This window comes from Ruegeria sp. HKCCD7181 (assembly GCF_057221055.1).
The window spans coordinates 287,495-312,697 of sequence record NZ_JBWVBC010000002.1 but is presented as its reverse complement, the minus strand read 5'-3'; the positions used below and the strand labels follow the sequence as shown (position 1 = coordinate 312,697).

Genomic DNA, 25,203 nt, shown 5'->3' with positions numbered 1-25,203 from the left:
GATCGAAGGATACGGTCAGAGACGTTAGCCGCCGACCGCATCTAACTCAGTGATCCTGAGCTGCGCCCGCACCACGGGGAATGCGTACGCTTTCGACCAGATCTTTGATCTCCTGCGGTGTCTCTTTGGTCATGCCTGCAACTACGTAGGCAACCGCAAAGTTGATCATCGCACCGATGGCGCCGAACGAGGTCGACTTGATCGGACCCAGAAGCGGATCAGCATCGGTGAACGAGTTGGTGCCCGGAATGAACAGCCAACCCTTGTGCAGGAAGATGTAGACCAGTGTCACGGTCAGACCCGCCAGCATACCAGCAACCGCGCCGGTGTTGTTGATGCGGGTCGAGAAGATCCCCATCATCAGCGCCGGGAAGATCGAGGCAGCCGCCAGACCAAACGCCAGAGCAACCGTCTGCGCAGCAAAGCCCGGTGGGTTCAGACCCAGGTAGGTTGCAACAACGATGGCTACGGCCATTGCGATCCGCGCCGCCAGCAGTTCACCCTTTTCAGAGATCGACGGGTTGATCGCACCTTTGACGAGGTCGTGGGACACAGCCGACGAGATCGCCAGCAACAGGCCCGCAGCGGTCGACAGAGCGGCCGCAAGACCACCGGCCGCAACCAGACCGATTACCCAACCTGGCAGGTTGGCGATCTCGGGGTTGGCCAGAACCAGGATGTCACGGTTGAACTTGGTCAGCTCGTTACCGACCCAGCCTTTTTCTTCCGCAATTGCCTGCATGGCTTCGGACTTGTCGTTGTAGTACTGGATTTTGCCGTCGCCGTTCTTGTCTTCCCAATCCAGCAGACCGGTTTTCTGCCACGTGGCCATCCAGTCATAGCGCGGATCGTTGTCGATCTCTTCGACCGATACGGCGCCACCTTCGATGCCACCGTTGGGCCACATCATGTCGGTGATGTTCAGACGAGCCATTGCGCCAACCGCAGGGGCGGTCAGGTACAGCAGCGCGATGAACACCAGCGCCCAGCCAGCGGACCAGCGTGCGTCAGACACTTTCGGCACGGTGAAGAAGCGCATGATCACGTGCGGCAGACCGGCAGTACCGATCATCAGCGACAGCGTGAACAGCACCATGTTCAGCGTGTTCGAATGGTGTGCTGTGTACTCGGCAAAGCCAAGCTCGGCCACGATGGCGTCCAGTTTGGTCAGCAGCGGCTCACCACCTGCGGCATCACCGAACAGACCCAGCGCCGGAACCGGATTTCCGGTCAGCTGCAGCGAGATAAAGATCGCCGGGATGGTGTAGGCGGTGATCAGCACGCAGTACTGAGCGACCTGAGTGTAGGTCACGCCCTTCATCCCACCAAACACCGCATAAGCAAACACAACGCCCGCGCCGATCAGCAGACCGGTGGTGTTCGATACCTCGAGGAAGCGGCCAAAGGCCACGCCAACGCCGGTCATCTGACCAATAACGTAGGTCACCGACGCCACGATCAGACAGATCACCGCAACGATACGTGCGGTCTGGCTGTAGAAGCGATCACCGATGAATTCAGACACGGTGTATTTGCCGAACTTCCGCAGGTAAGGCGCAAGCAAAAGTGCCAGCAGCACGTAGCCGCCTGTCCAGCCCATCAGGAACGAGCTGTTGTCGTAGCCGGTAAAGGCGATCAGGCCCGCCATCGAGATGAACGAAGCTGCCGACATCCAGTCAGCCGCTGTCGCCATACCGTTGGTGACCGGGTGGATGCCGCGACCCGCGGCGTAGAATTCAGATGTGGAACCCGCGCGGGCCCAGATCGCGATGCCGATGTACAGCGCAAAGGACGCGCCAACAAACAGCAGGTTAATGGTAAACTGGTCCATGCTGCTTAGTCCTCCTCAACACCGTATTCGGCGTCCAGCTTGTTCATGCGCCAGGCGTAGTTGAAGATCAGCACCAGAAAGACCAGAATCGATCCTTGCTGAGCGAACCAAAAGCCCAGATCGGTGCCGCCAACGGCGATACCGGACAGCAATGGACGCAGCAGAATGCCGAATCCAAACGACACCAGCGCCCATATCGCGAGGCTGATGTAGATGAGGCGCAGGTTGGCTTGCCAATAACCCTTATCGGCGTCGGCAGCCTGCGCGGAGTTTGTCGAATTATCCGCCATTGCGGGTTCCTCCTTCGCTTCCTCGTTTGGCGACCCGGAGCAATACTCCTCCAGTGCGTCGGGTCGCTTCTCGATTGTGCCAAACGCCTGGTTGGCGTCGGGCAAAACTCCACCGGTCCGCCAAGGCGGGGCCTTTGAAGTATTCTGTTGTAGGATCAAAGCCCGGAGTGTTGGGCTTATCTCCTCCCCTTAACTCATCGCGTCGCCGACGATCTCTTCCAGATCGCGTGCAATGTTTTCGATCTTGCCCATGGCGTCGGTGCGTTTCAGCACACCATGGTTCTGGTAGTAGTCGATCAGCGGCGCGGTTTGTGCGTGATAAGCCTCAAGGCGTGAGGCCACCGTTTCGGCATTATCATCGGCGCGGCGCTTGAATTCGGTATGGCCGCAATTGTCGCATTTGCCCTCTTCGGCAGGTTGTTTGAACGTGTCATGGAACCCTTCGCCGCAACCTGCACAGGTGTAACGGCCCGAGATACGGGTCACCATTTCAGCGTCTTCAACCTCGAGGCTGATGGCCGCGTTGATCTTTTGGCTTGCCGAGGCCAGCAGGCCATCCAGGGCTTCGGCCTGAACTGTGGTGCGCGGAAAACCGTCCAGAATGACGCCCTTGGCGCAGTCCGGTTGGGCCATGCGGTCACGCAGGATGGCGATGACGATCCCGTCACTGACCAGATCGCCGGCTTCCATGACGGCTTGCGCCGCTTTTCCGGCTTCAGTTCCCGCTGCGACGGCTTCGCGCAGTAGATCGCCAGTGCTGAGTTGAACCAGACCGAACTTGTCTTCGAGCATACGGGCCTGTGTACCCTTCCCGGCACCCGGAGGGCCGAGAAGGATCAGAACAGTGGGTGTGGTGATTGTGGCAGCGTCCATCACATCCTCACTTGCCTGCACGGTTTTCGATCAGGTCTTCGACCACCGACGGATCGGCGAGTGTCGAAGTATCACCCAGCGAGCCAAAATCGTTCTCGGCAATCTTGCGCAGGATACGGCGCATGATCTTGCCCGAACGGGTCTTCGGCAGGCCCGGCGCCCACTGGATCACATCGGGGCTGGCTATAGGTCCGATCTCGGTCCGGACCCATGTGCGCAGCTCTTTGATCAACTCATCGCTGGGTTCGCGGTCGTTCATGAGGGTGACGTAGCAATAGATGCCTTGCCCTTTGATTTCGTGCGGATAGCCAACAACAGCGGCCTCGGCAACGGCGGCATGTGCTACCAGCGCGCTTTCAACCTCGGCTGTGCCCATGCGGTGACCCGAGACGTTGATCACGTCATCTACGCGCCCGGTGATCCAATAGTCTCCGTCCTCGTCGCGGCGGCAGCCGTCGCCAGTGAAGTAATAGCCCTTGTAGTCGGCGAAATACGTCTTCTGGAACCGCTCATGATCGCCCCAGACGGTACGCATCTGGCCGGGCCAGCTGTCCTTGATGCAGAGCACACCTTCGACTCCGTTGCCCTGGATCTCGACACCCGATTGCGGGTCCAGAACCACCGGCTGAATGCCGAAGAAAGGTTTCATGGCCGAGCCAGGCTTCATCGCGTGTGCACCCGGAAGCGGCGTCATCAGATGGCCGCCGGTTTCGGTCTGCCACCAGGTGTCGACGATGGGGCAGCGGCCGCCACCGACAACTTCGTTGTACCAATTCCATGCCTCAGGATTGATCGGCTCGCCGACCGTGCCCAATGTGCGCAGATCGCTCAGATCGCATTTCTCGACCCATTCGTTGCCTTGCCCCATCAGGGCGCGCAGCGCGGTCGGGGCGGTGTAGAACTGGTTGACCTTGTGCTTTTCGCAAACCTGCCAGAATCGGCTGGCATCGGGATAGGTCGGCACACCTTCGAACATCAGCGTTGTCGCGCCGTTGGCCAGCGGACCGTATACGATGTAACTGTGGCCGGTGACCCAGCCTACATCTGCCGTGCACCAATAGACATCGCCTTCGTGATAGTCGAAGGTGATCTCATGCGTCAGAGCAGCATAGACCAGATACCCGCCCGTCGTGTGTACAACACCTTTGGGTTGGCCGGTCGATCCAGAGGTATAGAGAATGAACAGAGGATCTTCTGCACTCATCTCGGCGGGTGCACAGTAGTCATCCGCCTCGAGCGCCATTTCATTGTAGTCATAGTCGCGGCCATCGATCCACGTGGTCTGACCACCGGTGCGCTTGACGACCAAACACTTCACAGTGTCCTTGCAGTGCAGCAGTGCCGCGTCGGCATTTGATTTAAGCGGCGTTTTGCGCCCACCGCGCGGAGCCTCATCGGCGGTAATTACAACTTTTGCGTCGCAGCCATTGATCCGCGCGGCCAGAGCGTCAGGCGAGAAGCCTGCGAAAACGATCGAGTGGATCGCGCCGATCCGAGCGCAGGCCAGCATGGCATAGGCAGCTTCGGGGATCATCGGCAGATAGATGACGACACGGTCACCCTTACGCACGCCCATCGATTCCAGAATGTTGGCCATCCGGCAGGTGCGGCGGTGCAGTTCGGCATAGGTAATGTGCTCGGCGGCATCGTTTGGATCATCCGGCTCCCAGATGATCGCGGTTTGATCGCCCCGTGTTTTCAGGTGCCGATCCAGACAGTTGGCCGAAACGTTCAACGTGCCATCGGCATACCAGTTGATCTTAACCGACCCGAAGTCGTAATTGACGTCCTTGACCTGCGTGTATGGCTTGATCCAGTCAACCCGTTTGCCGTGTTCGCCCCAAAATGCATCAGGATCACTCACCGAGGCCGCATACATGTCGGCGTACTTGTCAGCATCGACATGGGCGCGCGCGACGGTTTCTGCGGATGGCGGATAGGTATTGGCATCTGCCTGGGCAGCGGTAGTCATTTTTGAGGCTCCTCCCTCTGGACTGGATGATATTGGACCGTTTTGCTCGCCGATTAGGCAAAGTCGACCCTGTTCCTCCCCAACTTTGGATAATACGGAGTTCTGAAAAGAAATAAATAAATTGCCGTAATCCTTGGATTTGTTTGTAAACAAATTTTTGAAGGCCAGGGAATTTTGTAAATAAATACTGATGTGCGTGAAAAAATAACACAAAAACAATTGCTAACCTGTAAAAAAATCTATCACGTCAGGCTACCTATTTTGTGCGTGCCGGTCAGGGCTAGCGCTCTTTGTCTAGCTGAATTGTCTAAACTGGCACGTTTCCGATGCAGGGGTTGGCACATCCTAAGGTTGGCGCTAGCTTTACCTCCAAGCGCCTCGGGAGGGGGCGCACCAAAGGGAGAAATCATTATGAACAAGATGTTGAGCGGTGCAGTTGTCGCCGCCCAGAGCATGTCGTTTGTTACCCAAGCGGCTGCAACCGAATGGAATGCTTCGGTTTGGGGTAAGCGCCGGGCCTTTACCGAACATGTGGAAAAGCTGGCTGAGCTGGTCAGCGAAAAGACTAACGGTGACTTCACCATCAATGTCAGCTACGGCGGTTTGTCCAAACCGCGTGAAAACCTGGACGGAATCGAAATCGGCGCCTTTGAAATGGCACAGTTTTGCGCGGGTTATCATCGCGACAAAAACCGGGCGATCACCGTCCTGGAATTGCCGTTTCTCGGCGTGAATACGCTGGACGAAGAGGTGGCGGTCAGCCACGCTGTCTATGATCACCCGGCGGTAAAAGACGAGATGGCGCAGTGGAACGCCCGGATCATTATGACTTCGCCTATGCCACAATACAATCTGGTGGGTACCGGTGATGCACGTGACGAACTGGCGGATTTCGAAGGAATGCGCGTGCGCGCCACAGGTGGTTTGGGTCAGGCGTTCGAAGCCGTAGGCGGTGTGCCGACATCCGTGCCTGCAACCGAAGCCTACAATGCTATGGAGTCTGGCGTTGTGGATACCGTGGCCTTTGCCCAGCACGCGCATCTGTCCTTTGGTACGATCAATGAGGCTGATTGGTGGACAGCGAACCTGAACCCGGGGACGGTTAATTGCCCGGTTGTTGTGAATATCGAAGCCTATGAATCCCTACCTGCCGAGCACCTTGAAGCTTTGAACAGCTCGATTGATGAAGCCATTGACCATTACCTGGCCAACTATGGTGGTCTGTTAGAGCAATGGGACAGTGTCTTGGACGAGAAGGGCGTCCAAAAAGTAATGATCGACGACGCCGTGATTGAAGAGTTCCGCGCCAAAGCGGCGGACCCGATCCGCGAGAAGTGGATTGAAGATATGTCCGCTCAGGGCTTGCCAGCGCAGGATCTCTACGACCTGGTTCAGGCAACGCTGAAACAACAACGTGGCGGCAACTGAAAATCCAGACCGGGTGCCACCTGGCACCCGGGTTATTCTTTCAAGATAGAGGGTCACGGGGATGGCAGGACAGGCCACGGTGCTGGAAGACGGCAGTCTTCTCAGCCGTCTGGATCAGCGACTATTGAGACTTGAGCGGCTTTTGGCATTGATCAGCGGATTTGCGGTGTTCGGCCTGATGGTTCTGGCGGTCGTGTCTGTCAGCGGGCGAAATGCCTTGAACGCACCGTTGCCGGGTTATGTGGACTGGATCGAACAGGCCATGCCGCTGATTGCCTTTTTGGGCATTTCTTTCGTTCAACGCGATGGCGGACACATTCGCATGGACATCGTGATCTCGCGCCTGACCGGGCGGGCTTTGTGGTTTTTCGAATTGATTTCGATCCTGCTGATCCTCGCTTTGATGCTGGCTTTGGTGTGGGGCAGTTGGGCTCATTTCGACCGGTCCTTTGACTTTGGTGCACCACTTTGGAGCCGAGACAGCTCGATCGACATTGGTATCCCGATCTGGCCTGCCAAGCTGCTTGCCCCCATAGCCTTCTCCGTTTTGTCCGCACGTTTGGTTCTGCAAGCATGGGGTTATGGCCGCGCTTTCGTTTTGGGGCTGGAAACACCGGTTGCTGTCCCGCTGATCCAAGACGCTGCGGCGCAAGCAGCGGCAGAGGCTGAACAGTTCGAAGGGCGCTCATAACTCATGGACACGATAGAAATCGGACTTTGGGTCACGGGCGGCATGTTGGCTCTGGTCGTGGTCGGGATGCGCGTGGCGTTTGCTGCCGGACTTGCCGGGCTTGTAGGACTGATTTGGATATTCTGGGCCAAATTCGGCTATGATCCGGGGCGGTTCGGCAAGGCGGTCACGGTCGCCGTCAAAACAGCAGGGCAGGTGCCTCATTCCAAGGTCGCTTCCCATACGCTCAGCCTGATTCCAACCTTTATCCTGATCGGTTATCTGGCCTACTACGCGGGGCTGACCCGGGCCTTGTTCGAAGCCGCCAAACGCTGGGTGGCATGGGTGCCGGGTGGGCTGGCGGTGTCGACCATTTTCGCCACCGCCGGGTTTGCTGCGGTGTCGGGTGCTTCGGTCGCAACGTCGGCAGTGTTCGCTCGGATAGCTATCCCAGAGATGCTGGCCGTGGGATATAACAAACGCTTTGCCGCTGGCGTGGTCGCCGCAGGAGGGACGTTGGCTTCGTTGATCCCGCCCTCTGCAATTCTTGTAATCTATGCCATTATTGTCGAACAGGACGTAGGAAAGCTGCTGCTTGCAGGCTTCATCCCAGGGGCTTTTTCGGCGGTGATTTACGGATTGTTGATCGTCGGAATTGCCGTGATTTTCAAATCCGTTGGCCCTCCCGTGACTGGGTTTACATGGAAAGAACGCTTTGCTGCTTTGCCGGGCGCATTGCCGATCGTAGCTGTCATCCTGATCATCATCTGCTTTGTCTATAACCCCTTCGGTGAAAAGGCATGGGGCACTCCAACCGAGGGTGGCGCCATCGGCGCCTTTATCGTCTTCTGTTTTGCCCTGTTCCATGGCATGCGTTGGCCCCAGTTCAAATCGGCACTGCTGGAAACCGCCAAGCTGACCGCCATGATCTTTGCGATCATCTGGGGTGTTCTGATCTACGTGCGCTTTCTTGGGTTCGCCGACTTGCCTGGCGCGTTCTCCGACTGGATCACGTCGCTGCAGATGTCGCCCATGCTGATCCTGATCTGTATCCTGCTTGCCTACGCGGTGCTGGGCATGTTCATGGACGCAATCGGAATGCTGCTGCTGACCTTGCCGGTCGTCTATCCTGCAGTCATGGCCCTGAATGGCGGCGAGGCAGTATCGGCCGCCGACAGCGCCTTTGGTATGTCGGGCCCGATGTGTGCGATCTGGTTTGGCATTTTAGTTGTGAAAATGGCTGAGTTCTGCCTGATCACGCCCCCTATCGGCCTGAACTGCTTTGTCGTGGCGGGTGTGCGCCCTGATTTGAGTGTTCAGGACGTCTTCAAGGGTGTTACCCCGTTTTTCGTAGCGGATGCTCTGACTATAGCTCTGCTCGTGGCATTCCCGGGCATCGTCCTCTACCTGCCGTCACTGGCCGGATAAAAAAGACCCCAGCGAAAAGCTGGGGTCAGTCAGTCGTCAGAGAGGGTTCTTAGCTTGCCCGCATCAACATCCCAAAAAGGTCTCGTGGATCGTCAGGGTCTGCCAGCATGTCCAGAGATTCATAGAAATCAGTGCCTTCAATGGCAGTCTTGATGTATCGAAGCGCCGAGAAATCCTCGATAGCAAATCCGACGCTATCGAAAAGAGTAATCTGGCGATCATCGGTGCGGCCTTTGGCCTGCCCGGTCATGACTTGCCACATCTCAGTGACGGGGTGATCAGCTTCCAAAGCCTGAATTTCACCCTCGATCCTTGTCTGCTCCGGATACTCCACGAAGATGTCTGATCGTAGAAGGATGTCCCGGTGCAACTCGGTTTTGCCAGGGCAGTCGCCCCCGATCGCGTTGATGTGTACGCCGGGTCCAACCATGTTATCTGTCAGGATCGTTGCGTATTTCTTGTCCGCCGTGCAGGTCGTGATGATCTGAGTACCCTCGATAGCGTCTTCGGGGGTTTTGCAGGAGACAACCGTCAAGCCTTTTCCCGTAAGGTTCGCCGCGCATTTGGCGGTCGCATTGTGGTCCGTATCAAAAAGACGGACTGTATCGATTCCGCACATCGCCTTGAACGCAAGACACTGGAATTCGGATTGCGCTCCGTTACCGATCATCGCCATAGTTGTGGCCGATTTCGGTGCCAGGTACTTGCCAACCATCGCCGATGTGGCCGCGGTACGCAAAGCCGTTAGCATAGTCATCTCAGTCAGCAGAGTGGGGTAGCCCGTATAGACATCTGCCAGCAGGCCAAAGGCTGTCACCGTTTGCAATCCTTCGGACGTATTCTTTGGGTGACCGTTGACATATTTGAACCCGTAGGCCTCGCCATCCGAAGTCGGCATCAACTCGATCACCCCATGAGGTGAATGAGCCGGGATGCGAGGGGTCTTGTCGAAGCTTTCCCAACGTTTGAAGTCAGCCTCGATCTGGGCGGCGATCTGGGTGATCATCGCCTCGACGCCGATGTGGTGAACCAACCGCATCATGTTGTCGACGGAAACGAATGGAACAAGCGCCTTGTCAGAAGGTTGCATGGGAATTCTCCTAGCGGCGTGACAGGTGGATGCCTGCGATCATGCAGCGCACCGACCCACCGGCGGTTTCGATTGTTGGAACGGAAAGCGGCAAGGGTGACGCGCTTGCTTCGATCACGGCAAGCTGATCGGGCCTAAGCGCGGCCAGCGCGCGGCTGGACAGGGCCAGCACCAGACCATCGCGACCGGCCAGTTCGATGGCATTGCCAGCAAATTCGGCGATCTGTTCGTGGCTGAGATCAATAACGGTACGCCCGGATTCTTCCAGCCGGGCCTGCACCGTCGCCCTGCGTTCCCGATCGGTGATCATGTCCAGGCAAATCAGGGCGTAATGTGTGCCAATGCCCATCAAAACGTTGGTGTGGTAGACGTCCCGACCTTGCGCGTCCCGTGCTTCAAACGCGATGGGCTCATAGTTGAAGTGCGTGCAAAACCGCTCAAGCAACACTGGATCGGCACGATTGGATTTGACCGTGTATGCGATACGGCCCACGTGATCCAAAACCATGGCTCCGGTGCCTTCCAAGGCAAGATCGTCCGGTTCAAGTCCCGAATAGTCGATCACGTCCTGCACGCGATAGTCGTGTTTCAGCATCTCAATCACATCCATTCGGCGTTCGCGCCGACGAGACGGGACAAACATCGGATAGATCGCCACATGCCCACCCGGATGCGTAGAGAACCAATTGTTCGGGAACACGCTGTCAGGGGTATCGTGTTCACCGTGATCGTCAAACACGTGGACGGTTACGCCAGCTTCGCGCAGTTGCTCGACCGCACGGTCATGTTCGTCGCGGGCTGCGGCCGAGGTGGCCTCGGAGGAACGATTTGCCAGCGTTTGAAAGGCGTTGTCGTCGCGAGTTTCCGGATTGGACGCAAAGGCGTGGGGGCGGATCATGACGACGGCGGAAGGTGCCTGAAGGGACAGCATCAGAAGCTCCGTGTTACGCGGTCGAAGATGCGGCGGCCCAGCAGTGAAGCCGCCAGATCGACCATCAGTTTTGCGGTACGGCCGCGTTCATCAAGGAATGGATTCAATTCGACCAGATCCAGCGAACACACAAGGCCACTTTCATGCAGAAGCTCCATGACCAGATGCGCCTCGCGCTCGGTCGCGCCGCCGGGAACGGTGGTGCCGACAGCGGGCGCGACGGACGGGTCCAGAAAGTCGACGTCCAGTGAAACGTGCAAAATCCCGTTCGCAGCGCGCACTTTGTCCAGAAACGCCATCAGCGGTGCCTTGATCCCGTGCTCGTCAATGCTGCGCATGTCGACCAGCATGGCATGGTCTTTTTCCAAGGCTGCACGTTCTGCCGGGTCGACCGAGCGTAATCCGATCATGCCGACACGGTCGGTGGAAACAGGTGCAGTCAACGCGGGAAATGCATCGAATCCGGGCTGGCCCGTGAAATAGGCCACTGGCGTGCCGTGTAGATTACCGCTGCCTGTGCTGTCTGGCGTGTGAAAATCGCTGTGGGCATCCAACCAAAGAACGAAAAGCGGTCGTCCGACGCGATCTGCATGCGCCGCCATTCCTGCGACGGTTCCCATCGACAAAGCGTGATCGCCGCCCATGAATATCGGTAGTCCGGTCTGCGAAGATTCCTGCGCTGTACGGCTGAGCGCGCTGGTCCATCCCACGCATTCGGGAAGGGAAAACAAGTGCGGGTGCTCGGGGATGTCCACCAGATCAGGGTGGATGTCTCCGATATCCGAAACGTTGTGCCCAAGGTCTGCAAGGGCTTGTGCGAGACCCGCGACACGATATGCGTCAGGGCCCATTCGGCACCCCTGCCGTTGTTTTCCGGCGTCCATTGGCACACCGGCAAGAATAAGGTTCATTTTGTCCATATGTCTATCTACCGACACAAGCTGGGTTGCGAGAAGAGGGCAAAATGTTCAAATTGAAAGGTAGAAATACGAAATGGAAAGTAAATTTGGACGATTTGGATAACAGATTGCTGAACGCCCTTCACAGGGACGCCCGCGCATCCCTGTCTGAACTGGCCGAGGTGTTAGGGGTGACTCGCACGACGGTACGCAGCCGCCTGCAACGCCTAAAGCAATCTGGTGAGATTGTAGGCTTTACCGTTCTGACCCGGCAGGGCGTCGCTGAAAGCTCGGTGCGCGGACTGATGATGCTGGAAATTGAAGGCCGGGGAACCGAAAGGACCATGGCCCGGATTGCCGCAATGCGTCAGGTGCGGGCGGTTCATTCGACAAATGGCAGTTGGGACCTGATTGCCGAGATCGGCACCGAGACCCTGGCCGAGCTGGATGAAGTTCTGTTTCAGATCAGGCGCATGGAAGGTGTCACGCGGTCTGAGACCAATTTGTTGTTGTCCACCCGCAAGGGACGGTATTGATTGCGTTTCGTCGCACTTTGACCGAGGCGCAAACTGTGCCAAGGTTCACCCATGGCCAAAATACGCCCCTGTTGTCATGCAGTTGGGGCACGGGTGCATAACCGCGCAGGAGCAGAGGCGTTCACCATGAGCACACAGGAAACCGGCGAAGACCCACGCGCCATACGCTGGGCCGAGAAGGTTACCGAGCTTTTGGAAAAGCCCTGGGTGCGTATTGTCATCCCGATATTGGTTACTCTGATTGCATTGACGGTTTTGCATGACCTGTCGTCTCATGTGAAATGGGTGGACGTCAGGACGGATATTGCCGGCACATCTTGGAAAATCATGTTCTTTGCGATGTGCTGGACGGCGATCAGCTTTGTATCGCTGTCACTATATGACGTGTTCGCAGTGCAAAGCATTGCAGGCGGCAAGGTGCCATTGCCGGTGGCTGGCATGGCCGGGGCAAGCGGGTATGCCGTGTCGAACTGTCTTGGCTTTTCCTACATAACCGGCACAGCGATCAGATACCGGATCTACGCCTCGCTCGGGCTGGACCTGGGGCGCGTGGCGGGTGTCATCGCCACGTCCTGGGTCGCGTTCTGGATGGGGTTGGTCCTGATATTGGGCATCCTGCTGACCTTCCACCCGGATGGTGTGGCCAAAGTGCTGCCGATCAGCGAGACAACCGAAACCGCGATCGGCCTGTGTCTGCTGGCCGGGTTGGCCGTTCTGTTCATCTGGCTGTCAAGCGGCGGGCGGCGGCTGTCCGTTGCGGGGTTTGGGTTTAATCTGCCCGGCGGCAAGCTGGCCAGTCTGCTGACACTCGCAGCATTGGGGGATCTGTTTGGTGCCTCGATGACGCTGTATGTCTTGATGCCGGATGATCTTGGGGTGGGTTTCCCCTACTTCTTTACTGTCTACGTAGCGGCCATCGCGGTTGGCATCCTCAGCCATGCTCCCGGAGGCATTGGTGTTTTCGAGGCCACGTTGATTGCCGGACTGGGCGCATCGGGGCGGTCCGACGTAATCGCCGCGCTGCTGCTTTATCGCGTTGTATACACTTTCCTGCCGTTTGGTATCGCCACTCTGTCGATTGCGATTGCCTCGACCTTGACGCAGAGGAACCGGATTGGCGGCGCTGCAACGTGGGTTTACCGAGTCATCCGGCCCATGGTACCGATGGTGGCCGCCGGCGTTGCGGCAGTCGCCGGGGTAACCCTGCTGGTCTCGGGCGCGTTGCCAGCCGGGTCACAAAACCTGGGCGTCCTGCGAGAGGTCTTGCCGCTCTCTTTTGTCGAAGCTTCGCATCTTGCGGGCAGCGCCGTTGGGGTCTTGTTGCTGCTTGTGTCGCGTGGGTTGTTTCGAAAACTCTATCGGGCGTGGGTCGTGGCCATGTTTCTGATGGTAGCGGGTTTCTTTGCGTCGCTTGCCAAGGGGTTGGACACGCATGAAGCCCTGTCGATGCTCGCCACGATCGGGCTGCTGGCGATGTTCCGTGGCGCGTTTTACCGGGTCAGCGGCGCTTCGATATTTCGATTGAACATCCCTTGGCTGGTCAGCGTCGTTGTCTTGCTAGCGGTGATTTTCTGGGTGGGCCTGTTTGCCTATTCCCACGTTGAATATCAGAATGCCTTGTGGTGGGATTTTGCCTGGAACGGCGACGCTTCACGGTTCCTGCGCTCCAGCCTCGTGGTGGCCGTGATTGTCGGCGTTGTGGCAGTGAACTCTCTGTTCGGACGTGAGCTTCCGACCCCTGTACGAACTGAAATCCCCGAGGTCGTCGAGCGCTTGGTGATGGAGTGCGAAGACACCGAGTCGCAGATTTCGCTGACCGGTGACAAACAGTTTCTGATTTCCCCGGATGAAACCGCCTTCATCGCTTATGCCGATACCGGCAACGCGCTGATCTCTAAAGGTGAGCCGGTGGGCGATGAAAAAGCAGGCCAACAATTGATCTGGCAGCTGCGCGAAATGGCGGACCGCGAAGGCAAGCTTTGTGCTTTTTACAGTGTTTCCACTGAATACCTGCCGACATTTTTGGACCTCGGTCTGTCGATCCTGAAAATCGGTGAGGTCGCGCGGGTGCCGCTAAAGGATTTCTCGCTGGATGGCAAATCCCGTAAACGGTTTCGTCAGGCCAAGAACCGGGCCAAGCGCGAAGGGTATGCATTCGAGATTATCCCAAAAGAGAATTTGGCTCCGGTCTTACCCGAATTGCGAAAGATTTCTGACGACTGGCTGGCGCAGAAGGCGGGTGAGGAGAAAGGGTTCGCCCTGGGTGGGTTTGATGACCAATACCTGTCCTATTTCGACCACGCAGTGCTGCGCGATGGCGAAACCGGTAAGATCATGGCATTCGCCAACCTCTTTCAGGGGGGAAACAAATCCGAGCTCTCGCTGGATCTGATGCGATACGAACCCGACAGTCCAAGCTTTGTCATGGACGCATTGTTCGCCGAGATGATGGTCTGGGGGTCCGAGCAGGGGTTCCACTGGTTTTCGCTGGGCGCCGCGCCGTTTTCAGGGATCGAAAACCGGCAGCTGGCCTCGCTGTGGAACCGCATTGGCGGGTTCGTTTACGAGCATGGCGAGCAGTTTTATCACTTCGAAGGATTGCGCGCGTTCAAACAGAAGTTCGACCCGGAATGGAGCCCGAATTATCTGGCCAGCCCCGGAGGGCTGGCTGCACCCCGCATTTTGTATGAAGTGAACATCTTGATTTCAGGCGGATTGCGCGGCCTGACGAAATAGGGGTCAGTTCAGGCTGGCGCGGGTTGGTGTCTTTTCCAGCAAATCGCCCCAATCCGTGCGATACGCCATTTCGGCAAGCACGGTTTCGGGCAGGAATTCCCGGTTTTGTCGGATTTGCCAGCCGCCGCCCAGACCTTTGTAGACCGCAACCAGATTGCTGGACACTTGCTGACGCGCCTCGATCAGATTGGCCTGAGACCGCAGCAGCGCCGTTTGCGTGTTCAGGATGCGGGAATAGCTGGCGATGCCGTCGCGGTACTGATCAACGGCGATTTCGGCCGCCTTGCGTGAGGCATCAACGCTTTTCTGATAAAACGCCACCTGCTTGCGCGCCTCGCTATAGGCAACCATAGCGCTTTCGACTTCGGAATAGGCTGTCAGAACGGTGTTCTGATAGTTCGCAATCAATGCTTGGTATGCGGCATCCTGCGCCCGTACGTTGTTCTGAATCCGACCATAGTTCAGCACGTTCCAAACAACCCCGGCGCTGGCCAGCCCCGTGTTGCTGCCGGAGCTGAACAGATCCTGCCCACCCGAAGCCTGCAATCCGATTGCCCCGGACAGGACGAACTGAGGATAGAGATCTGCAATCGCAATGCCCACCTGCGCCGATTGCGTCGCGGCTGCCAGTTCGGCAGCGCGCACGTCGGGACGGCGGCGCAACAGTTCGGCGGGCACCCCGACAGCCACGTTGGACCGCGCCGAGGGGATACGTCCCGAATTGCCCAGTAGGCTGGTCATGCGTGAAGGCGTCTTGCCCAGCAACACGGCCAAGGCGTTCTTGGCCTGTTGCAGGTCGCTTTCCAATTCGGGGACCAGAGCCTTGGTGTTGTTCAGCAAGGCGAGGGACTCCTGCACGTCCAGCTCGGTCGTGACGCCGTTGTTGAAGCGCAATTGGGTCAGATCCGCCGATTCCTGCTGCAGTTTGATGTTTTCGCGGGCAATTCCCAGTGCTTCTTGCAGCGACCGGATATTGATATAGAGCGCAGCCACATCACCGGTCAGCGTCACCAGCGCGTCGTCGTAATTTGCCACTTGCAGCGCCAGATTAGAGCGTGCCGCCTGAACCCCGCGCCGTTGCGCGCCCCAGACGTCCAGCTCCCATTGCGCGTCAAACCCAACCTGTGAGGTAGAAAATTCGGTATCCAGCGGGATAATCCGCCGGATATCTGAAACCGGTCCCAGATTGTCGCTGATCCGACGCCGCTCAAACGAGCCTCCGACCGCCTGTGACTGGGGGTAAAGCTCTCCGAAGGCTATCCCCAATTGAGCACGGGCCTGCAGGACACGCGCGCCTGCGACCTGTAGTGACAGGTTCTGAGCATAAGCTTCGGCGATCAGCTTGTTTAGCGTTGGGTCGTTGAACGTCTCCCACCAGCGCACCACCGGTGCACTGCGGGAAGTCAGCCCGCTTTGACCTGCGCTGGGGCTGTTTACCTCGATCCATTGTTTCACGACCGGAGAATTCGGGCGGACGAAATCCGGACCAACCGGGGCACAGGCGGCGAGTGTGGCTGCGCAGAGGGCCGAGCCCAACAACCGGCGGAGTGTCATGGCGCGCATCCTCAAATATCCAGCGGTCGGATGAAGTTGGCGAAGGAATAAAGGCGAATGTTAATACGCCTCAGGAACTCGAAACTTTTGCCCATGCCCGTGTAAATAGCCACGGCCGCATGTCCGCCGGCCGGGAAAGTATGCCCCTCGGGCACATCGACCGAGATTTGCACTGCGATCCGCCCAGGAAGCTTGGGCAACTCGAAGCCGGGTAGGCGGCCAGAAGGCAGGTACTGCCCCTGCCTGGTGGCCCACCAGATCGCCTCGACCTTGCCGGTCAGGATTTCACCGGGGTAGAGGTCCAGCGCGACCTCAACCGGTTGGCCGGGTTCAACGAATTTCAGGTTTTGCTGTCGATAGGTGGCAAGGATGTATGGGTTTTCCTCTGTCACGAAACTGGCAATGGCGCCCAGGCGAATATCACCGACCACCAGACCGGGGCGCGCCTGTTGAGAAACGATCATGCCATTTTCGGGCGCATAGATCGTTGTGTTTTCAAGGAAATACTCAGCTTCGGCCAGTTGCGCCTGCGCTTGCAGAATACCGGTGTTCACACCGTCGATCTGTGAAGCCTGAGCCAGTTTCGACTTCTCAAGGTTGGCTTCGGCCTGTTTGACCTGCGCCTGATCTTCGGTGACCTGTTCGTCCCAGCGATCCAACTCGTCCTGCCGTGCTCCACCGGCCGGGACGAGGTTTTCATACCTTGCCTGCTGCGTCAGGGCATAGGCCAATTGCGCGTTGGCGCGCTCGACTGCTTCGGTCGAAGCGATCACATCCTGTTCGAGTATCTTGGCGTTTTGTTCGGCAGCCACCAGCTGTGCCTTGGCATTGTCCACCGCTAGCGAAAAGACCGTATCGTCAAAACGGTAAAGCGGATCGCCTTTGCTGACCGGAGCGTTCGGCTCGACCAGAACTTCGGTCAGAATCGTCGGTTGAGTCAGTTTGGGTACGAGCTGGATGGTCGACCGGACCACGTGGCTGTCGACCGAGAATGGTTGAAAGAACCGCAGGGCAACAAGAAAAATCAGCAGCAGATGGGCACCGACCCAGAAGGAAACGATCCCCCAGGCGATATTGAATTTCAGCCACTCCATCTTGAAGAAGATGAACCAGACGAAAATGATGTAGAAAAGCGTGATGCCTAGGGCAACGAACATAGTAATTAGTTTCCCTTGGCCTTAGCTTTGCTGTGTCTCGTCTGTATCGAGCCGGTCCTGATATTCGGGTTTGATCTTGCCGCCCAGTCGTTTGATCTCATCGCGGATCGCATCACGCTCCTCGTCCGGGCCACGCCGGATGTCTACCGTCACTCCGTCGTGGAATGCCCACATGAACGCGTGAACCCAGGGTACAACGGCCAGAAAACCCATCCAACCCATGATCTTGACGGCCTCGGCATGCGGGTGGTTGCGCTTGATCGCAATGCGTCCAGGCAAGCCCATGAGGAAAAGAAACAGTCCCATAATAGCGGCCAGCAGCAGGATGAGTGCCACAAACGTAAGGTAGTCGTAATATTCCAGTGGTTGTCCCAGAAGTCCCATGCTCACGCCTCCTTATGGGAAGGTTGTTCTATCCTCAGTTGTTGTTGTCCAGTTCGTCAATCAATTTGTAGCTGGTTGGAGGATCTGCGCAAATGCCCGGACCGCATTCCAACAGTGTCGTTCCGGCATTCATTACCGCCAGCCCCAGCATGACAAAGAAAGCGATCTTGGCGAGTTTGTTGCCTCCGAACCGCGGTTCGGCCCGCGAGCGATCCACGTATTGGCGATCAAACAGCAGCATGAAGGCCGTGCCCAACAAGATCAGGAAAAAGCAAATCGCAGCCCACGTATAATAGTGCAGCCCCAATACCGGAGAGCCATAATGACCAGTACCCGGCACGATATGCAGCAGGATTTGCCGAACCGCGACGCTACCGCCGAAAAGCGCTGCAATAAGCACGATCGCATAATGCTGCGGACGTGCGCCATAGAGAAGGTTTAGGCCGAGACCAACACCGACCGCAACGAAACCGACCCGTTGCAGAAGGCATAGAGGGCAGGGAAGCTCGTAGAGTTTCAGTTGGTAGAAATATGCCAACGTCAGAACAATGCAGACGGCCAGCATTCCAAGAGCGTTGAGGGTTCTGGACAATTCAGGTGTCATCTCGCGCCCCTCACAATTGAATGGTCAGCTGGCTGGTGGCGTGGAACTTCAGCCAATACACACTCAACGCCAGCGTGACAAAAAACAGCACGTTGGCTACCTTCGTCAGATTGAAGTAATTCAGTCCCATTGTGACCGTAAGTAATGCAAATAAAAGCGCAATCATGGCCCGGTTCTCCCCTCCCGTGCACAAGTTTCAATGCTAGGGATAGTGTCAGGACCATTGGTATCTGGCAAGAAGCGGCTGCCAGAATTCGTGTTATATGCGAAAGACGCCTAATCGCATAGAACGACCGACGTCTGCCAGTCGCGACAGAGTCGAGGTAGATCGCCGGGCAGGGGAGCGTCGGTATAGACTGTATCGATGTCCGACATCGAGGCGATACGACCGGGTGCCGTTCGCTGGAATTTTGACTGATCGGCAACCAGGCATGTGTGTCGGGATTGTGCAATGATTGCTTGACTGACCTGCACTTCTTGCAGGTCGAAATCCAGCAAATCCCCGTCCGCATCCAGCGCGGAACAGCCGATGATCGCGTGGTCGAATTTGAACTGCCGGATCGTGGATGCGGTCAGGTCCCCCACAAGGCCGCCGTCCGACCGTCGCAGAACTCCGCCGGCGACGACGATCTGACATTCGGGGCTGTCTACCAGAATATTCGCCACGTTCATGTTGTTGGTCACAACCATCAGGTTCCTGTGGCCCAACAGATGCCGCGCGACGGCCTCGGTCGAGGTGCCGATGTTCAGAAAGATCGAGCTACCGTCGGGAATATCTGCAGCGCAGCGCTCAGCGATGCGGGTTTTGACCTTTTCGTTAAGGGCGCGGCGGTCTTCATAGCCGATATTGGACACGCCCGAACGCAGAACGGCGCCTCCGTGGACCCGATCCAGCTTACCCACCTCTGACAGCTCGGAAAGGTCACGGCGGATCGTTTGGACGGTCACGCCGAACCGGTCCGCCAGATCGTCGACGGCTACTCGACCTTCGGCGCTGGCGATTTCAAGAATGTCAGTCTGACGAAATGACAAGGACATGGCAGGTTCCCAAAGATGATAGCTTTATTCGTTTTTGTTCCTTTTTAGGTAGATGGCAAGCAAAACGTGAGAAATTCTCGAATGAAGCCCTAGTTTGTGCTGTAAAGCGAAAGAAAACGAATAAATACGTTGACCTTCCGAATGATGTTCCAATTAATGCCGATGACTATCGTCATCAGGGAATCATCTGACATGCAGCCTCAGGAAGATCAGATCAAAGACCTCTTTGTCATTGGTGGCGGTATCAATGGATGTGGTATCGCGCGGGATGCCGCGGGTCGGGGGTTGTCGGTAACATTAGCCGAGATGAATGACCTGGCGTCGGCTACATCTTCCGCCTCGACTAAACTGTTTCACGGCGGGCTGCGGTATCTGGAGTATTTTGAGTTCCGGCTAGTACGCGAAGCCCTGATCGAACGCGAGACTCTGCTGCGGGCCATGCCGCATATCAGTTGGCCTATGCGGTTCGTGCTGCCTTATCACGCCGACATGAGGTTTGACGCGGAAACGCCCACCTCGCGCGTGTTGAGCACGGTGATGCCCTGGATGCGCGGACGCAGGCCAGCTTGGCTGATCCGTTTGGGGCTTTTCCTGTATGACAATCTGGGTGGGCGGAAAATCCTACCGGGCACAACGTCGCTGAACCTGCATTGCGCTCCGGAAGGCGATCCATTGCACAGCAAATTCGAGACGGCATATGAATACTCCGACTGTTGGGTAGAAGACTCCCGGCTGGTCGTCTTGAATGCTCGAGATGCTGAAGCGCGCGGTGCGCAAATTCTGGTGCAGACCGAAGTTCTCTCGGCCGAGCGCAGTGGCGATCTGTGGAACGTCACCATTCGAGACCGGGCTAGTGGCGAGACACGTGTTGTCGGCGCGAAAATGTTGATCAATGCAGGTGGCCCCTGGGTTGGAGACATCATTCAAACCAAGATCCGGTCAAATTCGCGAGAGGGCGTGCGCCTTGTGCGGGGCAGTCATATTGTGACTCCGAAACTCTATGATCACGACAGATGTTACTTTTTCCAGGGTGAAGATGGCCGGATCATTTTTGCGATCCCCTATGAGCAGGATTTCACCCTGATCGGAACAACGGATCAGGATCATCCCGACCCAGACCAAAAGCCTGAATGCACCGAAGCCGAGCAGGATTACCTTTGCGCCTTCGCATCAAAGTACTTTGAGCGTGCCGTGACGCGCGATGAGATCGTTTGGACCTATTCCGGCGTCCGGCCTTTGTATGATGATGGGGCCAGCAGCGCCACGGCTGCAACGCGGGATTATACGCTGAAAGTAGATGCGGAAGGTGGAGCTCCGGTTCTGAACGTCTTTGGCGGCAAGATCACGACCTATCGCCGCCTTGCCGAAAGCGCGTTGGACAAGGTGGCGACGTTTTTCCCGGACTTGCCCGGGCCCTGGACTGCTGGTGTCGCATTGCCCGGAGGGGATTTCCCAGTTGAGGATGTGCAGAACCAGATCGACGGATTGCTGACGGACTACACGTTTCTGAACGCAAAATGGGCGCGTCGCCTGATCCGCGCCTACGGAACCGACGCGCGAGCCATTCTGGGCGACGCGCAGGATGCCATTGACTTGGGCGAAGATTTTGGTGCCACGCTCACGGAACTGGAACTGGTGTGGTTGATGGACAAGGAATACGCCCGTAAGGCCGAGGATGTGATCTGGCGTCGCAACAAACTGGGTCTTCGCCTGAACGCGGATCAGGTTGCGCGGATAGACACGTGGATGGTGGATCGTCTGCAACCTGAAAAGGTCGCTTGACGGCTTCGGATAATTTGCACGTTTTCAACGATTGGGCGTTTGACGCTTGGCCAACGGGGCATACCGTGTTAGCCATCTGACACGGTCGGCAGACACCGAGGCGTCGCTGCTCTTTTCCAGAGTGCTAAACCTGCCAGAAGACATAAACGACATCGCATACATCAGGGCGTAGTTTCGTTAAGCCAGCGACCAACGATCGAGCAAAACGCCCGACATGGATGCATGATGACCAAAGTCTCTGTTCCCCTTCACACCGATGATTTGACAGCCTTCGTGCGTGCTTTGTCCCGTCAACTGGGAGATACAAGCCCGTCGCACCTGACCTTGATGAACATGGTGGCCCGCGCCGCGGGGTTTCAAAACGTTCAACATATGCGATCCGCCAATGCGGCGCGAAGACGGCTGAACGCGCGAGAAGATCAGCCCGCAACAGATATGCGTACGGTTGAACGCGCCCTTCACCGGTTTGACGAACTGGGCCGTTTGCGTGAGTGGCCGTCAAAGCGGTCCGTGCAAAACCTGTCGCTCTGGGTGCTGTGGTCAGGATTGCCTGCTGGGACGTCTTTTAGGGAAAAGGACATCAACGCGTATCTGTCCCAAGAACATAATTTTGAGGACCCGGCCACGTTGCGCCGGACCATGATATCCAGCGGGTTGTTGACCCGGCAACGGGACGGAACGGACTATCGCCGGGTCGAACAGGAACCTCCGGCCGAGGCAAAGGCGTTGATCCGAGCAGTTACCTCCCGCCGCCGTGCGCGTTCAGCTTAGATCCGCGCTGTGTTGTAAAGCCAAGGACTAGTATCCGAAAGAAAAAGCCCCGCGTTATCGGCGGGGCTTTTTCTTGTGTTTTTTCGGGTTTAGGCGGCCTCTTCGGTCGGGTCCGAATCGTTCTTGGTACCCTTTACCCATTCTCGCAGGCTTTGCATCAAGGCATACAAGACCGGGACCACGATTACACCAATCAGCGTAGCAGCCAGCATCCCGCCGAATACAGCCACGCCGATTGCCCTTTGGCTGGCCGCACCGGCTCCGCTAGCCGCCAGTAGTGGCACAACGCCCAGAAGGAACGACAGTGCGGTCATCATCACCGCGCGGAAACGCTGATGCGCGGCTTCAGCCGCCGCCTCTTTGATCGACAGCCCTTTGGCACGCTGCTCCATCGCAAATTCGACGATTAGAATGCCGTTCTTTGAGGCAAGACCGACAAGCATGATCATCCCGATCTGCGTGTAAAGGTTGATGTCGCTGCCCACGATTGCCACCGCCGCAACCGCGCCAAACAAGGCCACGACGACCGACAACAGAATGGAGACCGGCATGGTCCAACTCTCGTATTGCCCAACCAGGAACAGATACCCAAACAGGATCGCAAGCCCCAGAATGACGATCACCAGACCACCCGAAGCCAGCTGCTGCTGCGCTGTGCCGGTCCATTCGAACGCATAGCCAGGGGGTAGGGCGTTTGCCGATTCCTCGGTCATCACGTTGATCGCATCACCCGTCGACAAGCCCGGAGCGGGAACAGCCGTAACAGTCGCCGACCGGAACAGATTGTGACGCTTGAGCAGGACCGGGCCCAGCACGTTCTCCACGTCGATCAGTGTACCCAGTGGCACCATCTCGCCCTTTTCAGACCGAACATAGAGGTTCGAGATATCCTCGACATTGTCACGATATGTGCCGTCAGCCTGGATCATTACGCGGTAGACGCGACCGAACAGGTTGAAGTCGTTTACATAGTACGAGCCCAGTTGGGCCTGCATTGTCTGGAAAACCTCTGCCACCGACACTTGCAGTGTCTTGGCTTTCTCACGGTCCAGATCAACAAACAGCTGTGGAACATTGGCGCGGAAGGTGGTGTAGGCCTGCGCGATTTCGGGCCGTTGATTGGCGGCATAGACAAAAGATCCAACGGCTGATGCCAAATCCTGCGGTGTGCCGCCTCCGGTCTGTTGTACCTCCATTTCGACGCCGGCGGACATGCCGAGGCCCTGAATCGGGGGCGGGTTGAAGGCGACGATCGAGGCTGCGGATTCGCCGTAGGCGATGGCCAATACCTTGGCGAGGATGGCATCTGCGCTCAGATCATCATCCTGACGTTCGTCCCAGTTGGTAAGGTTGACGAAAATTGCCGCACCGTTTGTTGTGGTGCCGTTCAGCAGCGAAAAGCCGTTCACGAGAACCGTGTTGGCGACGCCTGGGATTTCGCGAATTTGATCGTCGACCCGTGAGCTGATGGTTTCGGTGCGTTCCAGCGTGGCGGCATCCGGCAGCTGGATGTCAACGAACAGATAGCCGTTGTCCTCCAGAGGGATAAAGCCACTGGATGTGTTGGACATGATGGTTCCGGTACCCATTGCGAGCACGACAATCACGCCCAATGCTGCGACTGGCAGGATGAGAAGTTTCCGTACGATCGCGACATAGCCGCTGCGTACGGTGCCGATGAAGCGCTCAAAAGTAGCCAGCACCCCTTTGGGGGGGCCGGACCTTGCCTTCAGCACCAGTCCGCATAGGGCCGGAGACAGTGTCAGCGCGTTAATCGAGGAAATTACAACCGCGGTCGAGATCGTGACGGCGAACTGCGAATATAGCCGCCCCGAGATGCCAGGCATGAACGTCACCGGCACGAATACAGCCAACAGCACGAGAGTTGTCGCAATAACAGGCCCGGTGATCTGCCCCATAGCCTTGCGGGTAGCCTCGGCCGGAGGAAGTCCTTCGTCTGCGATAATCCGCTCGACGTTTTCGACCACAACGATGGCGTCATCCACCACGATCCCGATGGCAAGCACGAGTGCGAACAACGAGATTGTGTTCAGCGACATCCCAAAGGCCAACAAAAAGGCGAATGTCCCGATCAACGAGACCGGAATCGCCACCGCGGGAATGATCGTTGCGCGCCAACTGCCCAGGAACAGGAACACGACCGAGATCACAAGGGTAAAGGTCAGGATCAGGGTTGTGACCACGTCGTTCAGCGATTGCTCAACGAAATCCGTAGTGTTGAAGGGGACAGCATATTCCACATCTGTCGGGAAGGACCGCGACAGGCGTTCCAGCTCTGCCTCCACCCGTTCCGAAACCGCCAGAGCGTTGGCGCCCGGAGCCTGATAAATGCCGATCACCGTCGCAGGGACCGCCTGGTAGTACCCCGAGGCCGAATAGAACTGAGCGCCCAGTTCAATGCGTGCAATGTCCTTTACACGCACGATTGCGCCGGCTTCCCCGGTGCGGATGACGATATCGCCGAATTCGGCGGCCGAGGTCAGGCGCCCTTTGGTCTTGATCGTATACTGAAAAGTCTGCCCTTCAGGGACCGGAGGTGAGCCGATTGAGCCCGCCGAAACTTCGATATTTTGTTCCCGAATGGCGTTGATCACGTCGCCGGGCGTGATGGAGAGCGCAGCCATTTTGTCTGGATCCATCCAGATCCGCATGGCGTATTCCAGATTGGTCAGAACGTCCGCCTTGCCGACGCCCTGAACCCGCGCAAGCGCATCTTTCAGATTGATCGACGCATAGTTCGACAAAAACACACTGTCATAGGTGCCATTGGGAGACGTCAGCGTGACCAGCAACAGCATGTTGGTCGACGCTTTCTCGGTCACCACGCCTGATGATGTCACCTCGGTCGGCAGCGAGGACATCGCCTGCGCCACGCGGTTCTGCACATTCACTGAGGCGATATCCGGATCCGTGCCGACCTCGAACGTGATGTTCAACGAATATGAGCCGTTATCAGACGAAGTTGATGTCATGTAGATCATGTCATCCACACCGTTTACTTGCGCCTCGATCGGGGCGGCGACGGTGTTTTCGACGGTTTCGGCATTGGCGCCCGTGTAGGTCGTAGACACACTGACGACAGGTGGCGTGATGTCCGGGAACTGGGCTACGGGCAGGACCATGTAGCCGATACCGCCCAGAATGGTCAGGACAAGCGAGATGACAAGGGCCAGCTTAGGCCGGCTGATGAACAGGGCTGAGAACATCG

At 57.3% G+C, this 25,203-nt stretch carries 21 protein-coding genes; 7 read left to right on the top strand and 14 right to left on the bottom strand.

All coding sequences use genetic code 11. The features are described 5' to 3' along the window. Positions 1–46 precede the first annotated feature (46 nt). From AC2TCY_RS04945 to acs, 4 genes are all read right to left on the bottom strand, one after another. Positions 47–1,831, bottom strand: a complete 1,785-nt coding sequence (locus tag AC2TCY_RS04945; protein ID WP_480845894.1) for a sodium:solute symporter family protein — start codon at positions 1,829–1,831, stop codon at positions 47–49. Between the two features lie 5 nt (positions 1,832–1,836). Then, positions 1,837–2,121 (bottom strand): DUF4212 domain-containing protein, encoded by a 285-nt coding sequence (locus AC2TCY_RS04940; RefSeq protein ID WP_480845893.1) that lies wholly within the window; start codon positions 2,119–2,121, stop codon positions 1,837–1,839. Between the two features lie 189 nt (positions 2,122–2,310). Next, positions 2,311–2,994, bottom strand: coding sequence for an adenylate kinase (locus AC2TCY_RS04935; RefSeq protein WP_480845891.1), 684 nt, complete (start codon positions 2,992–2,994; stop codon positions 2,311–2,313). 7 nt (positions 2,995–3,001) lie between these two features. Next, entirely contained in the window at positions 3,002–4,966 is a 1,965-nt protein-coding gene (gene acs / locus AC2TCY_RS04930) for an acetate--CoA ligase (protein ID WP_480845889.1), read from the bottom strand. Positions 4,967–5,377: 411 nt separating this feature from the next. Here acs and dctP point away from each other — a divergent pair, with 411 nt between their 5' ends. The 3 genes from dctP to AC2TCY_RS04915 all read left to right on the top strand — a co-directional run bounded on the left by dctP (position 5,378) and on the right by AC2TCY_RS04915 (position 8,492). Next, positions 5,378–6,394 carry a TRAP transporter substrate-binding protein DctP gene (dctP, locus tag AC2TCY_RS04925; protein ID WP_480845887.1) on the top strand — a complete coding sequence of 339 codons (1,017 nt, stop codon included), beginning with the start codon at positions 5,378–5,380 and terminating at the stop codon, positions 6,392–6,394. A gap of 61 nt (positions 6,395–6,455) precedes the next feature. Next, positions 6,456–7,085: a TRAP transporter small permease gene (locus AC2TCY_RS04920; protein ID WP_480845885.1), complete on the top strand. Its 630-nt coding sequence runs from the start codon at positions 6,456–6,458 to the stop codon at positions 7,083–7,085. A gap of 3 nt (positions 7,086–7,088) precedes the next feature. Then, positions 7,089–8,492, top strand: a complete 1,404-nt coding sequence (locus AC2TCY_RS04915; protein WP_480845884.1) for a TRAP transporter large permease — start codon at positions 7,089–7,091, stop codon at positions 8,490–8,492. Between the two features lie 49 nt (positions 8,493–8,541). On the opposite strand, the gene AC2TCY_RS04910 is transcribed toward AC2TCY_RS04915, so the two are convergent. The 3 genes from AC2TCY_RS04910 to rocF are packed head-to-tail and all read right to left on the bottom strand — an operon-like array spanning position 8,542 to position 11,433. Continuing rightward, positions 8,542–9,582: an ornithine cyclodeaminase gene (locus AC2TCY_RS04910; RefSeq protein WP_480845882.1), complete on the bottom strand. Its 1,041-nt coding sequence runs from the start codon at positions 9,580–9,582 to the stop codon at positions 8,542–8,544. Positions 9,583–9,592: 10 nt separating this feature from the next. Beyond that, the gene (ctlX, locus tag AC2TCY_RS04905; RefSeq protein WP_480845881.1) at positions 9,593–10,513 is read right to left on the bottom strand and encodes a citrulline utilization hydrolase CtlX; all 921 of its coding nucleotides are present in this window, start codon (positions 10,511–10,513) and stop codon (positions 9,593–9,595) included. Further along, positions 10,513–11,433, bottom strand: a complete 921-nt coding sequence (gene rocF, locus AC2TCY_RS04900; RefSeq protein WP_480845879.1) for an arginase — start codon at positions 11,431–11,433, stop codon at positions 10,513–10,515. The genes ctlX and rocF overlap by 1 nt, the downstream gene beginning before the upstream one ends. Positions 11,434–11,519: 86 nt before the next feature. On the opposite strand from rocF, the gene AC2TCY_RS04895 reads away from it, so the two are divergent. Next, positions 11,520–11,948 carry an Lrp/AsnC family transcriptional regulator gene (locus AC2TCY_RS04895; RefSeq protein WP_480846364.1) on the top strand — a complete coding sequence of 143 codons (429 nt, stop codon included), beginning with the start codon at positions 11,520–11,522 and terminating at the stop codon, positions 11,946–11,948. Between the two features lie 126 nt (positions 11,949–12,074). Next, positions 12,075–14,684, top strand: a complete 2,610-nt coding sequence (gene mprF / locus AC2TCY_RS04890) for a bifunctional lysylphosphatidylglycerol flippase/synthetase MprF (RefSeq protein ID WP_480845878.1) — start codon at positions 12,075–12,077, stop codon at positions 14,682–14,684. Positions 14,685–14,687: 3 nt separating this feature from the next. On the opposite strand, the gene AC2TCY_RS04885 is transcribed toward mprF, so the two are convergent. From AC2TCY_RS04885 to AC2TCY_RS04860, 6 genes are all read right to left on the bottom strand, one after another. Then, positions 14,688–16,238, bottom strand: coding sequence for an efflux transporter outer membrane subunit (locus tag AC2TCY_RS04885; RefSeq protein WP_480845877.1), 1,551 nt, complete (start codon positions 16,236–16,238; stop codon positions 14,688–14,690). Positions 16,239–16,249: 11 nt separating this feature from the next. Continuing rightward, positions 16,250–17,395 carry an HlyD family secretion protein gene (locus tag AC2TCY_RS04880; protein ID WP_480845876.1) on the bottom strand — a complete coding sequence of 382 codons (1,146 nt, stop codon included), beginning with the start codon at positions 17,393–17,395 and terminating at the stop codon, positions 16,250–16,252. Between the two features lie 21 nt (positions 17,396–17,416). Then, entirely contained in the window at positions 17,417–17,779 is a 363-nt protein-coding gene (locus AC2TCY_RS04875; protein WP_480845875.1) for a DUF3302 domain-containing protein, read from the bottom strand. Between the two features lie 34 nt (positions 17,780–17,813). Beyond that, entirely contained in the window at positions 17,814–18,383 is a 570-nt protein-coding gene (locus AC2TCY_RS04870; RefSeq protein WP_480845874.1) for a disulfide bond formation protein B, read from the bottom strand. Between the two features lie 10 nt (positions 18,384–18,393). Beyond that, positions 18,394–18,549, bottom strand: coding sequence for a DUF5993 family protein (locus AC2TCY_RS04865; protein WP_480845873.1), 156 nt, complete (start codon positions 18,547–18,549; stop codon positions 18,394–18,396). Between the two features lie 110 nt (positions 18,550–18,659). Continuing rightward, on the bottom strand, positions 18,660–19,421 hold the full coding sequence (locus AC2TCY_RS04860; protein WP_480845871.1) for a DeoR/GlpR family DNA-binding transcription regulator: 762 nt from the start codon (positions 19,419–19,421) through the stop codon (positions 18,660–18,662). Positions 19,422–19,613: 192 nt separating this feature from the next. Between AC2TCY_RS04860 and glpD the strand changes: the two genes are divergently transcribed. Further along, positions 19,614–21,203, top strand: coding sequence for a glycerol-3-phosphate dehydrogenase (gene glpD / locus AC2TCY_RS04855; RefSeq protein WP_480845870.1), 1,590 nt, complete (start codon positions 19,614–19,616; stop codon positions 21,201–21,203). A gap of 225 nt (positions 21,204–21,428) precedes the next feature. Beyond that, entirely contained in the window at positions 21,429–21,974 is a 546-nt protein-coding gene (locus AC2TCY_RS04850) for a DUF2087 domain-containing protein (RefSeq protein ID WP_480845869.1), read from the top strand. Between the two features lie 89 nt (positions 21,975–22,063). On the opposite strand, the gene AC2TCY_RS04845 is transcribed toward AC2TCY_RS04850, so the two are convergent. Then, on the bottom strand, positions 22,064–25,201 hold the full coding sequence (locus tag AC2TCY_RS04845) for an efflux RND transporter permease subunit (RefSeq protein ID WP_480845868.1): 3,138 nt from the start codon (positions 25,199–25,201) through the stop codon (positions 22,064–22,066). Positions 25,202–25,203: the final 2 nt, after the last annotated feature.